Origin of the sequence: Citrobacter sp. CK206 (genome assembly GCF_030333125.1) — a bacterium.
Taxonomy (GTDB): Bacteria; Pseudomonadota; Gammaproteobacteria; order Enterobacterales; family Enterobacteriaceae; genus Citrobacter_B; species Citrobacter_B koseri.
This window is the reverse complement of sequence record NZ_JAOWGM010000020.1, coordinates 292,615-308,772: the sequence shown is the minus strand read 5'-3', so window position 1 is coordinate 308,772 and position 16,158 is coordinate 292,615. Positions and strand designations below refer to the sequence as shown.

At 41.4% G+C, this 16,158-nt stretch carries 11 protein-coding genes; 8 read left to right on the top strand and 3 right to left on the bottom strand.

Translation table 11 applies throughout. The features are described from left to right. Positions 1-8: 8 nt before the first annotated feature. A complete protein-coding gene (locus OGX81_RS02195) occupies positions 9-203 on the bottom strand; it encodes a helix-turn-helix transcriptional regulator (protein WP_001561320.1) in 195 nt (64 codons plus the stop codon). 138 nt (positions 204-341) lie between these two features. Beyond that, a complete protein-coding gene (locus tag OGX81_RS02190) occupies positions 342-1,232 on the bottom strand; it encodes a hypothetical protein (RefSeq protein ID WP_221027065.1) in 891 nt (296 codons plus the stop codon). 160 nt (positions 1,233-1,392) lie between these two features. On the opposite strand from OGX81_RS02190, the gene OGX81_RS02185 reads away from it, so the two are divergent. The 6 genes from OGX81_RS02185 (at position 1,393) to OGX81_RS02160 (ending at position 11,405) form a co-directional block, all read left to right on the top strand. Continuing rightward, positions 1,393-2,172 carry an HNH endonuclease gene (locus OGX81_RS02185; RefSeq protein WP_286487497.1) on the top strand — a complete coding sequence of 260 codons (780 nt, stop codon included), beginning with the start codon at positions 1,393-1,395 and terminating at the stop codon, positions 2,170-2,172. 330 nt (positions 2,173-2,502) lie between these two features. Next, positions 2,503-3,972 (top strand): ATP-binding protein, encoded by a 1,470-nt coding sequence (locus OGX81_RS02180; RefSeq protein WP_049009503.1) that lies wholly within the window; start codon positions 2,503-2,505, stop codon positions 3,970-3,972. Continuing rightward, positions 3,959-6,742, top strand: a complete 2,784-nt coding sequence (locus OGX81_RS02175; RefSeq protein WP_286487496.1) for a Z1 domain-containing protein — start codon at positions 3,959-3,961, stop codon at positions 6,740-6,742. The genes OGX81_RS02180 and OGX81_RS02175 overlap by 14 nt, the downstream gene beginning before the upstream one ends. After that, on the top strand, positions 6,739-7,680 hold the full coding sequence (locus OGX81_RS02170) for a PD-(D/E)XK motif protein (protein WP_075202914.1): 942 nt from the start codon (positions 6,739-6,741) through the stop codon (positions 7,678-7,680). The genes OGX81_RS02175 and OGX81_RS02170 overlap by 4 nt, the downstream gene beginning before the upstream one ends. Before the next feature lie 5 nt (positions 7,681-7,685). Further along, positions 7,686-9,518 (top strand): AIPR family protein, encoded by a 1,833-nt coding sequence (locus OGX81_RS02165; protein WP_077258822.1) that lies wholly within the window; start codon positions 7,686-7,688, stop codon positions 9,516-9,518. A 255-nt stretch (positions 9,519-9,773) separates the two neighbouring features. After that, on the top strand, positions 9,774-11,405 hold the full coding sequence (locus OGX81_RS02160) for a DNA cytosine methyltransferase (RefSeq protein WP_286487495.1): 1,632 nt from the start codon (positions 9,774-9,776) through the stop codon (positions 11,403-11,405). Positions 11,406-11,760: 355 nt separating this feature from the next. Here OGX81_RS02160 and OGX81_RS02155 read toward each other — a convergent pair whose 3' ends face one another. Continuing rightward, positions 11,761-12,024, bottom strand: coding sequence for a hypothetical protein (locus OGX81_RS02155; RefSeq protein WP_061382813.1), 264 nt, complete (start codon positions 12,022-12,024; stop codon positions 11,761-11,763). Between the two features lie 1,110 nt (positions 12,025-13,134). On the opposite strand from OGX81_RS02155, the gene OGX81_RS02150 reads away from it, so the two are divergent. Continuing rightward, entirely contained in the window at positions 13,135-14,505 is a 1,371-nt protein-coding gene (locus OGX81_RS02150) for a tyrosine phenol-lyase (protein ID WP_049010418.1), read from the top strand. A gap of 106 nt (positions 14,506-14,611) precedes the next feature. Then, positions 14,612-15,874, top strand: coding sequence for an aromatic amino acid transporter (locus tag OGX81_RS02145; RefSeq protein WP_012134247.1), 1,263 nt, complete (start codon positions 14,612-14,614; stop codon positions 15,872-15,874). The last annotated feature ends 284 nt before the right edge of the window (positions 15,875-16,158 follow it).

The following is a 16,158-nucleotide window of genomic DNA, read 5'->3' as shown; positions in this document are numbered from 1 at the left end:
TCCGGCATTCAGACATCGCGGGTAAGCCGGATGCGCTGGTGGATCCAGGCATCCACCTCGCTTTCCAGCCAGGCGACGTGGCGGCTGTTGAGTCGGATGGATGGCGGAAACTGTTGCAGCTGTATTTGCCGATAAATCCACGATTTACCGAAGCCGATTTTGTCTTCCACCTGACGTAAGCGTAAAAATCTGTCGCTATTCATAACCATTCCTCCTGTGTCCAGATTCGTTCACATCAGCACGATGGGCGTGGTTATCAAAGCAGCAGCGTCCCTGCCAGGCAGTAAAAATCCTTATCTGGGTTAGTGAGAGTTGTTAGTTGAAATGGTTAGTTAATCGCGTTACGGCGGTGCGCCGCGCTGGAGGGCGGTTTTCAGCGTCTCGGGGCTCAGCGGCAGGTGCATACCTTCCTCGCGCGCCCAGCATTCGAAAATGTTCAGCAGTTTGTAGGGATGCTCCAGCATTTCATCGTCCAGCTGTGGGTTGTGCTTGCAGGCCAGCCACAGCAAACGGGAAAGCGCGGAGGTGATCCGCTCCTTTGATTCCGGCTGATGGCGGGTCAGGAAGGCTTCAAGATGAGTGCGACGGATAACGAACAGTGCGTCAGGAGGCAATGTATCCTGCAGGTAGCAGACGGACAGATTGAGCCGGGATTTCAGGTCATTGCGACCATTACCATATAACTGGCCAATCAGCAGATGTAGCTCTTCCTGAAGGTTGTTTTGCGTGGCGAGCAGTTCCAGTAAAAGCTCCCGCAACGATTTGCGGCAACAGAGTTGGTAGTAGCTGTCGTTCTCATCGCAGACCACAATGCCAATCTGGTTGCAGCAGTGGGTATCTTTGGGGCAAGGACGATTCAACGTTTTCGCCAGTTGCTGGTGGAGCAGCAGGCGCTCAAGGCCAATTAACGGCAAATTCCACAGATGGCTGGTGGTCAGTTGCAGAGTCGGGTCGCGTCTGCATGGTGGAGAGTTCGCCATCACTTTCCGGTTGCCGGGTTTGTTGCACTGCGAAGGTGGAAAGGGTGGCTTGCTGAATCGGCAGGCAAAGCGGCAAGGAGGATTGAGTGGTCTCAGAAGTACGGGGGAGGGGAAGTAGACAGAGAGTGGCAGATCGCCGTGCAGGGCATGGCGGATCAGGTCGGCGGGCAGCAACGTGATGTTGTGCTGCCGGATGACTTCTGCGGCCTCATCCAGTGTCAGCCACTCCTGGCGGATTTTGTGTGGGGGCATGGGGTTTTCCTTTTTGTGTTGTTGGTTGCGTGTAGTGCTTGTTGATGGTGAAAACCGGTGTGCGATGTTTTTGCTAAAACAACTAACCTGATCAGTTTAGTTAACGATCTTTTCAGACATAATCCGGTAATTATTTACGCTGGAAAAACAGGATGTAACATTGAATAGCTCGGAAGATGATTTGCTTGAAGCTGCGTGGTATTTGTCGAAGTACGGTAAATCTCAACCACCCGTGGGACTGGGTGTTCAGAAATGGAAAGAGGCTTTTGCCTTGTTTTATCCCCGTTTTGGCGCGGGCAAAACCGCCAGCGAGTTTCACAATAGTCTGAGAAACAGTCGTGATCGCTTTGACTCGTGGCTTACTGATGCGCGTGTTGGCTGGCGTGACGAGCAGGGCGCTCCTGCTGCGCTTTCTCATTCAGCGCAGCGAGTGCATCAGCGATTGAGTCTGCTTTCAGAGAGTGCGATTGAGCAGCGCGTTCTTTCGTTAATATCTTCTGATGGAGAGGAACAGGCACAACGTGATTGCCTTGCTATCCAGCAGGATAAAAGTATTGAAGATACTATACGCGAGCAGTTGATTGCGGCACGACTGGGGCAGGGTACCTTTCGGAAAAATTGTCTCATGCTCTACCCGGCATGCCCTATTACGGGAACGACGTTTGCGCCGTTACTCCGTGCCAGCCATATAAAGCCGTGGGCTGCCTGCGAGAATGGGAATGAACGTCTTGATCCTTATAATGGAATTATATTGGCTGCGCATATTGATATTTTATTCGATCAGGGATGGATTTCGTTTGAGAACGATGGGTGTTTATTAATTAGTGCTGAATTGGATATTAGCGTTAAAGAGCAGTGTTTGTTACCGGAGAAAATAAAGGCGTTTTCTGTTGAGTCCCATTGTTATTTGGAATGGCATCGGGAGAATTTATTGAGATAGTTAAGATTTAAGGATATTCTTCATTAGCGCTGTTTTCTGACCTTTCAGAAGAGCGCTACCCAGTGAGTGCTTATGACCTTCTGTAGTTTGCAACGCAAGCGTTAACACTCTGCTGTTTCAGTCATAAAGATTTCATGTGCCACGTAGTTGAATCTGGTCATTTTTTGAACTACTGATAACTAGGATATTTGGACTGACCCGAAAATGCTACATAAATCCAACATAAATCTCAAAATACGCATTACTTAACAGAAAATGACCATTATTATTTGCAAATTGATTTTTCATCAGAAAAGATAAGAGCTTTCAATCTGATATAAAGAGCTTGCCATGAAGAGTATATCATTGCCGCCATACGCACCAACACTGATAGAATCAACACGTGCTATTGGCTATACATTAGAAGCTGCGATCGCCGACATTATCGACAACAGTATTTCAGCACAAGCTTCGTACACTGATATTTTCTTCTTCCCCATTGGAAATTCATACATTGCAATTATGGATGATGGATGCGGAATGGCTGCAGATGAGATTGATAATGCGATGCGCTATGGTAGCCAAAATCCGAATGAAAAACGCACTGAAAATGATTTAGGACGCTTTGGGCTTGGTCTGAAGACAGCCTCATTATCTCAATGTCGAACCCTAACGGTAGTTAGTAAGCAACGAGATTGCATTGAAGCAAGACGATGGGATATTGACCATGTGATTAAAACACAAGATTGGTCACTATTAGTGCTAGAATCAGAGGAAATAGATCAAATCCCTCATATTGATAATCTAAAAAAAATAAAATCTGGCACTCTTGTTGTATGGCAAAATCTTGATAGGCTCAAAACTGGTGAGATCGATTTAGAACAATCAATGGGTAAAAAGATGGATGAAATGAGGAAGCATCTATCACTAGTTTTTCATCGTTATATCAATGGGGAATCCGGAATAAGGCGATTAAATATAAGGATGAATAACACATCTGTCGAACCGGTAGATCCTTTTCTTTCCCATCGAAACACGCAAATAATGTCCGATGAATCAATATATATTAAAAACTCAAAAATCATTGTTCGACCATATATATTACCGCATATTTCAGACTTGTCTAAAGAAGAGATTGGTTCTCTAGGAGGTAAAGAAGGTCTAAGGAAAAGACAAGGCTTTTATATCTATAGAAATAAAAGATTATTAATATGGGGAACATGGTTTCGTATGATGCGGCAGGGGGAACTTTCTAAGCTAGCCCGTATTCAGATTGATATCCCTAACGAACTAGATAGCCTTTGGACGCTAGATATCAAGAAATCTACTGCTATTCCACCGGAAATAGTACGAAATAATTTAAAATCAATTGTAGAAAGTCTAGCAGACAAAAGTAAGAGTACATGGGTATTTCGTGGGAAAAGAGAAACCCAAGATTCAGTCATACATATTTGGCAACGATTCAAAGGAAAAAATGGAGGGTGTTACTATAATATAAATCGTGAGCACCCTCTGGTAGAAGCATTCTCAGACACGACGCAAAATATAAGAAATATGGTCGAAAGTTTACTTAAATCAATAGAGTTTGGAATACCGCTAAATCAGCTATATCTGGATTTGACATCTGAAAAAATGATAGAAAACGACACCAGTATTAATAAACATGAAGCAGAACGTATTTTTCATGAGCTTTTAGGAGAAAACTCCATTAGTAAAGATAAAATTGACCTGCTTAATACTCTTGAAATTACAGAACCATTTATGGACTACCCAGACCTGATTGAACATTACAGAAGGAAAATTATTCATGACAACAACTAATATGGAACAGCTAGAAGGGATCATTTCCACCAGCATCAATAGAGGTTTCCCGGAAGAGCCGCCAACTGAATCTGAGTTCGAAGAAAAAGCTTTAGAATTGAGGCAGTCTCTTCAGAATGTATTTAATGTAAGTGATCTTGAATTTGAAGCGATAAAACGTAGGCTGAAGGCAAAAATTGTTATACAAATGGATGTTGGTGTAGCGATTTTGGATAACAAAAAGCCTCATCAGTCATGGCTTCCAGCAAGACGCGCTGAGTTAGATTTCTTTTTCTGGCAAAGATATAAAAGATACCTAGAAGAAGTTAAAGGCTGGAATCCACGTGTAACAGGCAATCTGGAACGTGTATCGGATGAAATTGTTGACTTGCTTGGTAATCCCAAAAGCGAAATGCCCTTTCAGCGCAGAGGGTTGGTACTAGGTGATGTACAATCAGGAAAAACAGCAAACTATACTGCAATATGTAACAAAGCCGCTGATACTGGATATAATGTAATCATTGTCCTTGCCGGTACAATGGAAAATTTGCGTCAGCAAACTCAAGAGCGTTTAGATGCTGAGTTTTCAGGAAGAAAGAGCGAGTATCTCTTAGACCCAAAACGTGATGCCAAGAATTACTCAGTTGGTGTTGGTGTTGGTAGATACGGACTGGATAAAAGAATCGAATCCTTTACATCAGTTATAAAAGATTTTGATAAAAATATCTTAAGCCAGCTTAGTCTTTCATTAGATAACGTAAGTGCGACAGTTGTTTTTGTAATAAAGAAAAACAAAAACATATTAAATAATTTAATTCGTTGGCTACAAACGAATAATACTGATAACGGGAGTGTTATAAAAAAATCACTTCTTCTTATTGACGATGAAGCTGATAACGCGTCAGTAAACACTAATGTTCCAGAAAAAGATCCAACAGCTATCAATAAATCTATTCGTAAGTTACTTAAGCTATTCCATCAAGCCTCATATCTTGGCATTACAGCAACTCCATATGCGAATATATTCATTGATCCGGAAGATGAAGATGAAATGGCTGGGGATGATTTATTTCCTCGTGACTTTATTTATGCTCTTTCTCCGCCAACAAACTATATTGGGGCAAAAGAAATATTTGGGGATGAAGAAGAGATACCTGCCCAATACAAGGATGTGCTTAATCCTATAGATTCTATAGAAATGGATGCTTTTCTTCCATTCAGTCATAAAAAGTGGCATGTTGTGACAGAGTTGCCTCCCAGCATGAAAGAGTCAATAGCATACTTTTTATTAATCAATGGAATTCGTGATATTAGAGGGGATATTCGGAAACATCGTACAATGATGATTCATGTCAGTCGATTCACTGATATTCAAAATCAGATTCGTGATTTAGTAACTACATGGGTATTGCAAATACGTTCCGATTTGCAAAACTATGCAAGTCTATCCGAAGAAAAAAGTAGTCAAATTAATGGGATAAATTATCTCAAGAAAATATGGGAGAAATACGGTCTTTCAGAGAAAGCGAGCAAGGGAACTCTTCCAATAACGTGGCATCACTTTCTCTCTGAGTATCTTTTTAAAGCTGTAGCTCCAATCGATGTAAGGGCTGTTAACCAAAAGAGTGGTGCTACCGGATTAAATTATTTTAGCCACAAAGATGATGGTTTAAGGGTTATTGCTGTTGGTGGAAATAGTCTGTCCCGAGGTCTTACATTAGAAGGATTGTGTGTAAGTTACTTTTATCGTCGCTCACAGATGTATGATACATTACTCCAAATGGGAAGATGGTTTGGCTATCGTCCCGACTATGATGATTTGTTTAAAATATGGATAAGCAAAGAAGCTATTGATTGGTATGGATATATAACAGCTGCGGCTGAAGAATTGAAGCTGGAAATAGCCCGAATGAAATACGCAAATCTTACGCCTATGGATTTTGGCTTAAAGGTACGTCAGGACCCCGCCTCTTTAATTGTCACCGCAAGAAATAAGATGAGATCTGCAACACCTGTTAGTCGACCAATTACTATCTCAGGACGATTACTGGAAACTCCCCGCCTCAAATCTGATCAAATGTCTTTGAAATTAAATGAAAAAGTATTTAAAGATTTTATTAGTCAACTGCCTGAAATAGGTAAAAGAATACCGCGTGATGATGCCCGATTCTTTTGGTCTGATGTAAGCAAGTATGAAATTGAATTATTACTTCGTGAATTTAAGACACATCCATGGCAGCTTAATTTCCAAGGTGTTGCTATAGCAGATTTTATTAGAGATAATGAAAATATTGGCAATTGGGATGTTTTTATTGCTGAGGGTAGTGGTGATGAATTTTACAAACTTAGCTGTGGTGATGAGGTCTTAGAAATAAAACCTGAGTCTCGTGCAGTAAAAGCAACGAGCACCCAAATAAGTATTAGTGGTACAAAAGTACGGGTCGGTGCTGGAGGGGCTGCTAAAATTGGTTTGAGTGACAGTGAAAAGGAGATTGCAGAAAATAATTTCAGAAAAATCAAACCGAATGCTCGTCACATTCCAGATAAAGCATATCTTGAGATTCAAAGAAAGCCAATTTTAATATTACATGTTATTTCAGTTGATAAGAATGCAAAAGATAACAATGGTAATCTTCGCAGTCAAATAGAAGCTGATGTTAATGTTCCAGAACATATTTTTGCTTTAGGTATTGGTATTCCTTCTAATGGTGAAGAGAAAACAGCAAGATATATGGTTAACATCGTTGAATTTCGTAGCTTTTATGACTTTGACGAGGATGAAGACGAATGAAAACTACGCCAGAAACTCTTCTTAATCAATGGGATAATATTATATATAAGGATGGTGGTTTCTTACAAATTGATACGCAACATCCTCTCGAATGGCATATTGGGTATCAATCGGCTAATCAAAGAACACTATTACTGGTTTGTAACGCAGAAATTAATGCTATCGAATCATCTAAATCAATGATTGTAAGTCGTCGTCAAAGAGAAATAGATAATCGTTGGACTTTAACATTCGAATTAATGCGAAATGCAGAACAAGATGTTTTCGCGATCTTTTGTTGTGACATCATCGAATTCTCTCGTACAGCTTCAGATGAAAAAGAAGCATTGACATTTGTCATTAAGCGTTACAGGCAGTGGAGCCGATTGCTTGAATTGCAAAAAAATGGATTAATGGATGAAAATAAGTGTAAGGGTTTATTAGGTGAATTGCTTTTTTTAGAAGAATACATGAGTTATGGCGGCTCGGTGCAGAATGCAGTACAAGGTTGGGTTGGGGCGGAAGGTGCAGATCAGGATTTTATGTATTCTGAAGGATGGTATGAAGTAAAGAGTATAGGCATTTCTGCAGCTAGTGTAACTATTTCTTCACTGGAGCAGCTTGATTGTACACTGGCAGGAGAGCTCGTGGTTGTACGTATTGACAAAGTAGCGCCAGAAAGAGAAGGATCAATTTCACTAAACGAGATGGTTTGTAGAATATGTAGTAAGCTCTCACCATACTCAGACTCTCTGGAACTTTTTCAACATAAATTAACGAGTTACGGATATATTGATATTAAGGAATACTCTGAACAAAAGTACTACTATCAGGGAATGCAACGATATGAGGTAGACACATTATTTCCACGACTAACCTCCAATTCAGTGCCTATAGAAGTACTATCTTTAAGTTATGAATTGAGTTTACCTGCAATGTCTAAATGGTTGAAAGGTTAATATAAATGGATGCACAGGAATTTAGAAAAGACTTTTTGGAAGAAGTGAAAATTAACGCTATTGCAACAGGAGAAGGATCCTGTGCATCTTTTGTTTCTGCATTTTCCCGCCGCTTACAAGATATTGAATTTTTATCGGATTTTACGTCATCTTATTTTGAAGGGACTGGAAAATATAATAAAAAAATTCGAGTTGATGGTTATTCATATGATGAATTTGATAAAACTATGCATCTTGTTATTGCTGACTATGATGGTTCCACAAGTGAAGCATATTTATCAAAAATTAAAGCAAAAAAAATACAAAAGCGATTGGTAAATTTTACATATGAGGCGCGTAATAACTCTCTACATCAACGTATCGAAATGAGTAGACCATGCTGGGATTTAGTGGATTTGATGAAGGAGAAGGAGTTAGAACTGCGAAAATATAGTTTTCATATATTTACTTCATCAATTATCCCTTCTGATGTAATAAAACTCGAATCTGAGGATATTGATGAAATACCTACAGAATGCCAAATATGGAGTATTGAACGGCTGTTTAATATTTGTAGTTCGGATATTGGACGGAATGCCGTAGAAATTGACTTTAAAGAGTACACTTCCAATGGAATTTCTTGTCTAAATGCTAGCGAAACAATAACAAAAGACTTCAGAAGTTTTCTTTGTATTATTCCAGGGACGGTATTGGCAGATATTTATGATAAGTATGGTAGTTTATTGTTGGAAGGTAATGTACGTTCATTCCTTTCAACCAAAGTTGCGGTAAACAAGAAAATTCGAACAACTATTATCGATTTCCCTGAAAGATTTTTTGCTTATAATAATGGCATCTCAGCAACAGCGATGAATGTGCAGATTGAGTCAACTTCTGAAGGGCAACGTCTTATAGCAGCAAAAGATTTTCAAATAATAAATGGAGGGCAAACGACAGCATCATTATCCAATGCGCGGTATAAAGATAAATGCAATCTGAACGAGGTGTTCGTGCAAATGAAACTTACTGTTATTGAAAAGATTGCTGATGAGGAGGCGATAAAGTTAATACAAGATATATCCCGTTCATCTAATAGTCAAAATAAAGTAAGTGATGCTGATTTCTTTTCAACCCATCCGTTTCATGTACAAATGGAGCATTTTTCCCAAAAACTCTATGCTAGAGCCATTAATGGTTCACAATTCGACACCAAATGGTTCTATGAACGAGCGCGAGGACAGTATCTTCAAAAACAAATGCGCTTAACTCGGGCTGAGAAGAAAAAATTCCTTCTGCAAAACCCCAAAAATCAGCTAATTACTAAAACTGATCTAGCTAAAGTAAGAAATACTTGGGATGGGTTTCCACATATTGTTAGCCGTGGAGCCCAAACTAACTTTATAGACTTTGCAGAGAAAACGACTAAAGAGTGGAATAAAGGAGAAGTCGATAAATTTAGTGATAAGTATTTTCAGGAAACTGTCGCCTTACTTTTAATTTATAAGTATATGGAAAAAATGATCCCAAATCAAACATGGTATTTACAGGGATATCGCGCAAACATTATTACTTATACCATTGCCTTTATGCGCATGTTGATAAAAAAACAATTCAACAATAAAGATTTAGATTTAATTTCAATTTGGAGTCGACAGGCGGTACCTAACACCGTACAGCAAACATTAATTGATTTATCAGAAAAAGTCTATTTTAAAATTACAGACAGCACACGAAGTGTGGAGAATGTAACTCAATGGTGTAAACGCGAAGAATGCTGGAATAGCGTCAAAAATATTTCCTATATTTTACCTGATTCGATAGAAAATTTCTTGACAGCAAATGATAAAGCATTCATTTGAAGATTGATTGTCAGGCTCGTCCTGACAATGGCATAAAGCATTTTTTTTAATGCTAACACCGTTGAAAAAAAAGGGGAAAAGTGTGATAATAAGGCGGCACTATGTGTTTTAAAAAATTTTACACATCAATGCCGTCTTGCACACTATGATGTTTTTTATAGATTCAGGTGGTGCTGGTTAAAAAACAATATTTTTAACATATAAAACACTTCGATCTTAAAGTGTTAGAGATATCAGGAATAGATGGACTCAAAAATGAGCGAACAAGTTAAGTTAAAATCGAAATATAGTATAGTAGATTTGTTCGCTGGTGCCGGTGGGCTCAGCTACGGCTTCCTTCAAACGGATAGATTTTCGATCAAAGCTGCTTTTGAATTGAATCCTAATGCTCGGCAGACATATCAACGAAATCACGGCGAGCATGTGGCTATGTATAGCGACGTGGAAAATGCACTCTCTGAGTCAATCAGAGCAGAACTTGGACAGATTGATGTTGTTATTGGTGGACCACCTTGCCAAGGATTCTCAAGTGCTAACCGCCAAAAAAATCATGCGATCAGTCAAAATAACTCACTTGTCAAAAAGTTTGTCCAGGCCGTTCTTAATTTAACTCCTAAAGCATTTGTAATGGAGAATGTTAGTTTACTTCAATCCAAAGTTCACCGTTTTTATGTAGATGAGAATGATCAACATATAATTAAAAAGTACAATATATCAACTGAAGATACGGAAATCCAACTTCTTGACAAGCAATTCCTGTTTGAAGACTCTATTAATATAGTTAATGACCCAATTAAAATAAAAAAATATTTATGGGCTGAGAAAGACTATTTTTCTCTGAATGTTGTTTACAAAGCTCGCAAGAATGAACATAAGCTAAAAGCCACACTAGAGAAACATAAAAAAAATTTACTATCTCTTGCGGAAAAATTAATCATCAAGGACGATATAAATGATCATATCACTCATTATAATTACCTAGCAGGTAAAGTAATCGTTCAATACTTTAATAATACTCAGGAAGACAAAAAAGCTACACATTTATGCATTACAATTGAGCCTGTAATCATGATTCAACGAATGCTTGCTAAGTCCTTGGAAATTCACAACAATAAAATAAATGTTATAGAGTACACAACGAAACAGGGACTAGTGGCAAAAGTTACATCTATGGCGGTAGTTGATTATATAGAGTCAATACTAGGTTCCGAAGATAGTGGTTATAGTATTACAAAAGGTGTCTTGTCAGCTACACATTTCGGTGTGCCGCAAAAACGAATGCGCTTTGTAATGATGGGTGTAAAGAAAGAAATTGCTGAAAATATTACATTACCCGTGGGGGATTTTACTGAGGATAGTTTTAGAACAGTTGAAGATGCTATCAAAGATATAGAAAATCTCAAAGTCGCAACTACAGTTAGCGAAGGCAGTATTGGTATTCCTATTTCTAAGCAGCCAGATTCTATTAGCGAATTAGGTCAACAGCTTCGCAATTCGAAGGTGCTTTATAACCATATTGCTACTGATACTACGTCTCACGCATTAGAACGGTTTAAAGTCATTCAGCAAGGTTGCAATTTCCATGATTTACCCTCTGAGCTTAAGACGACATACTCAGATAGCTCTCGCACACAAAATACAATTTATCTAAGGTTGAAATATAATGAACCTTCAGGAACAGTCGTAAATGTAAGAAAGTCTATGTGGATACATCCGACTCTTGATCGTGCATTGAGTATACGCGAAGCTGCTCGATTACAAACTTTTCCTGATAGTTTTATATTTTGTGGTGTAAAGGATTCTCAATATCAACAAATTGGTAATGCCGTTCCACCTATGTTAGCAAAAGCTCTTGCTAGACATTTATGCGACTATTTAGATAAGTAAGCTACTCCTATTTACCAACCCACTGCTCTCCCAGTGGGTTAGGTTAAAAGCATTAATAATATTACACTTGCAAACTGTCTTGAATTACGTCGTGGCTAATTATCTTTAAATTACGGTGAAATTTGCGCTATGACTTCCCTAGCTTTTATAGGAAACGTTGCTTGTTGGCAACAGAAGGTTGTATTCGACAGCTATACGGATAGAGTTTGGCCCCTCGAAGACCGTATGACGGGGCTATCCTGCGAGCCTTTGAAAACGGTAAAATGTTCTGCCCGTTTGACCTCTTCAGGCTCCTTAAGCTGAAGGGCATTTTGAAGATAGCCTGCGGTATCGAAATCGCCAAATGGATCAAAACTCATGCAGTAGCTTTTTTATGAAAGTGCTTTTGTTCGCGGAAGTAACGTCCCTGAAGCTGTAAAATTTCAGATTTACTGAGTACACCTTTCTTTTTAAGGTTTACCAATAATTGCTCAACGTTATCCAGCTCGACAGAGTCATCGGCAAGCGCTGTAATGGCCACAGCAACGCGGCTCATGCCATCACGGTTAGCTGTAACGTTGTTATCATTTGCAAGCTGTTGAACATAACTAGCGACACTAACGGTAGTTTTTTGGGTCATGTGCCCATCCTCTGTTCTTGGTTAAATTTTAGCATATCGAAGTTATAGTGTCTTCAGAACTGCACTGAGCACATCATGTGTGGTGTGGTGGGCTGATGAGGCAATTTAGGGTTATGGTAGGAGCAGCTGCAGAGGGAAAAGCAACTTTGTGATCTTCCACGCAGTATTCAATTTTTTGTCCCATTCTGGGGGCAAACCCCTAAAGCAAAACCAAACAACCTATTAACTTTCAACGAATTAAATGAAAAGGCGAGTCCGGCCTTCGCACTTATCCTCTTAACACCTCTCTCATGTACCATTCTACAAGCCCTTACGGCACATCAATCGGCTTGTCGGCAGAACACAGTACAGCCTGTCGACAATCCTGCCTCCATTCATCATCTTCGACATCTGTATGTGCATAGTCTCGTCTGGTCCAATCGTTCCTTTATCAAAGCTTTTACGATGGGCCACATTGTTTGCGTATCTGTTGGATAGCGAATCCCACCTCGTCAGCAGAGAGTAATGTTCTTCATCAAAATCACTGGCAACGTTGTGTTCGACGGTCTCTTTTTATTCTCAAACTACGTGAACTTTGCTGCTTATCTACTCTCCCCAAATCCATGCCAAAAATGTGAACCTCATCCCTGAAGCAAATCGTAATCTCTGAAATTGATCTGTATCGTAAACTTTACTTTACACTTTTGGTGATGTTGGTCACAAAATTAAGCGCGGAGGGTGATCGCAATCTCACAATATCCTGGTATACAAAATCGACAATGTGAGCGGAAAAGAGGCTGGAAAGTTAAGTTTTCACTGCTTTCTCTCTTTTACCGCGTCTGGAGGGAAACTGCAATTCAAAAGATAAAAAATAACTTGTTGAAATTGAGTCAGTAAAAAAATGCTATGTGATTTAAATCACGCGTATTTACAGATTTTATGATTTACGCTGATGGCGAATATTGACGGAGCTATTTTCTTCATGAATTAAATCTTGCATAGTGCCCTCACATTATTTCTCCCCCTGAATCAGGAGGCGGATAGTTATATTCCATCAATCTTTATTGATGGACCAGGTATGCTTTACTTCACATTAATACGAACATGACCACTGTTAACTGGAGAAACAAAATGAATTATCCGGCAGAACCCTTCCGTATTAAAAGCGTTGAAACTGTATCTATGATCTCGCGTGATGAGCGCATCCAAAAAATGCAGGAAGCGGGCTACAATACCTTCCTGTTGAACTCGAAAGATATCTATATCGACCTGCTGACGGACAGTGGTACGAACGCCATGAGTGATAAGCAGTGGGCCGGGATGATGATTGGTGATGAGGCCTACGCAGGCAGTGAAAACTTTTATCATCTGGAAAGAACGGTTCAGGAGCTGTTTGGCTTTAAACATATTGTTCCTACGCACCAGGGGCGCGGGGCGGAAAACCTGCTATCGCAGCTGGCGATTAAACCGGGGCAATATGTTGCGGGGAATATGTATTTCACTACCACGCGTTATCATCAGGAAAAAAATGGCGCCACCTTTGTGGATATCGTCCGTGATGAGGCGCACGATGCCGGTCTGAATATCGCCTTTAAAGGCGATATCGATCTTAAAAAGCTGCAAAAACTGATTGACGAAAAGGGCGCCGAAAATATTGCCTATATCTGTCTGGCGGTGACGGTGAACCTTGCGGGCGGTCAGCCGGTCTCGATGGCGAATATGCGTGCCGTCAGGGAGTTGACGCAGGCGCATGGCATTAAAGTCTTCTACGATGCAACCCGCTGCGTAGAGAACGCCTATTTTATCAAAGAGCAGGAAAAAGGCTTTGAGAACAAGAGCATCAAAGAGATCGTCCATGAGATGTTCAGCTACGCCGATGGGTGTACCATGAGCGGGAAAAAAGACTGCCTGGTGAATATCGGCGGGTTCCTGTGCATGAACGATGATGAGATGTTCTCGGCGGCTAAAGAACTGGTGGTGGTATATGAAGGGATGCCATCCTACGGCGGTCTGGCCGGGCGCGACATGGAAGCAATGGCCATTGGTCTGCGTGAATCCATGCAGTTTGAGTACATTGAGCACCGTGTGAAGCAGGTTCGTTATCTGGGCGATAAGCTGAAGGCGGCAGGTGTGCCGATTGTTGAACCGGTAGGCGGCCATGCGGTATTCCTCGATGCTCGTCGCTTCTGCGAACACCTGACCCAGGACCAGTTCCCGGCGCAGAGTCTGGCGGCAAGCATCTATATGGAAACGGGCGTGCGCAGCATGGAGCGTGGCATCATCTCCGCAGGGCGTAATAAAGAGACGGGCGATCACCACCGGCCAAAACTGGAAACGGTACGCCTGACTATTCCACGCCGCGTTTATACTTATGCGCATATGGATGTGGTGGCCGATGGCATTATTAAACTCTATAAGCATAAAGAGGATATTCGCGGGCTGAAGTTTATTTATGAGCCTAAGCAGTTGCGCTTCTTTACTGCACGTTTTGATTATATTTAATGGTATTGATAGCCCCATTTTTAAATGGGGCTTTTTGTTTTTTATTATCCGAAGATGTACAAATGACAGCCGTAATTATAATTAATAGTCAACAGGAACATTTATCATGGATATTAATGCCATTGAACGACAGAGTTCCCCCGGACTTATTAGCGGGACGATGCTTGTCATCGCAACGGTAGTCGGCGGGGGAATGTTCTCCCTGCCTATTGCGATGGCGGGAGTCTGGTTTCCCGGCGCCTCTGTTATTCTGATCGTTATTGCCATCATGATGTTATTAACCGGCCTGATGCTGGTTGAAGTGAACCTTCACTATGGTGCCGGAGCCAGTTTTAACACCTTTACTCAGGATCTATTAGGGCGAAAGTGGAATATCGTGGTTGGCATCGCCTTTGGTTTTGTACTCTATATTTTAACCTATGCGTATATCTCCGGGTCATCGGCGGTGATGGCGCAGACGGTGTTTAAATATAGCGGTTTTCGTTTCCCGGCAAACATCTCCGTTATTGTCGTCAGTATGCTGGTTGGCGTAATCGCCTGGTACAGCTCGCTGCTGGTCGGGCGGATCACCACCATTCTGATCGTCGGTAAGTTTGTGGCGTTCTTTGCCACGTTCTCCGGGCTAATCGGCCATATTGAGGTGGCGAAACTGGTCGATAGCGTCGCCATCGCACTGCCGAATACGCAATATCTGCCCTATATTCTGATGACGCTGCCGTTCTGCATTATCTCCTTTGGTTTTCACGGCAATGTGCCGAGTCTGGTGAAACTGTATGGCACCCACGGCGTATCCCATATTACGCGTTCCATCGTGATTGGCACCCTGTTTGCCGTGCTGCTCTATATCTTCTGGCTGGCGGTGACGATGGGCAATATCAGCCGCGCCGAGTTTTCGCCGATCATTGCCAAAGGCGGCAATATTGATGTGTTTGTGGAAGCCATCAGTGGGCTGTTTACCAGTCGCTATATGGATTTAATCCTGACCTTTTTCGGTAACTTTGCCGTTGCCAGTTCGCTGCTGGCCGCTACGCTGGGTCTGTTTGATTATATTGCCGATCTGTTCCACTTCCCGGATAACGGCATCGGCAGACTGAAAACCGCGCTGGTGACCTATTTCCCGCCCGCTGCCGTCTGTTTCTTTTTCCCGAATGGTTTTGTCCACGCGATTGGCTATGCGGGACTGGCGTTTACCATCTGGAGCGTGATCCTGCCGCCATTTCTGGTGAAAGCATCCCGTAAGCGTTTTGCCACGGCGCGTTATACCGCCCCCTGTAACAATACGGTGCTGAATCTGGTGATTGTCGGCGGAGGGATTGTGTATCTGACGGTGGTGCTGGATGTGTTTGGTTTACTGCCGACGTTCCGTTAGCGGGAGGCGCTATGTTTCTGACATTACTCAGGTTACAGCATCCGCTGGTTTATCGTTACGCCTGGCTGAGGGTGTGGGTGGTGGTGTTAAGAAAATGCGGACTGCGCAAGAATAAAACTCATAAAAGCAATCAGGCCTGTCGCTGACATGCCTGCCTGGATTTACACCCGGAAGTAGCGTGGTGGAATCAACGTTGAGAATGCGTCGATCTTCTTCACCATCTTTTTCCAGAACAACATAACAACAATCCTCTGTTTAAAATGCAGGCGCTATTTTAGTCAGCG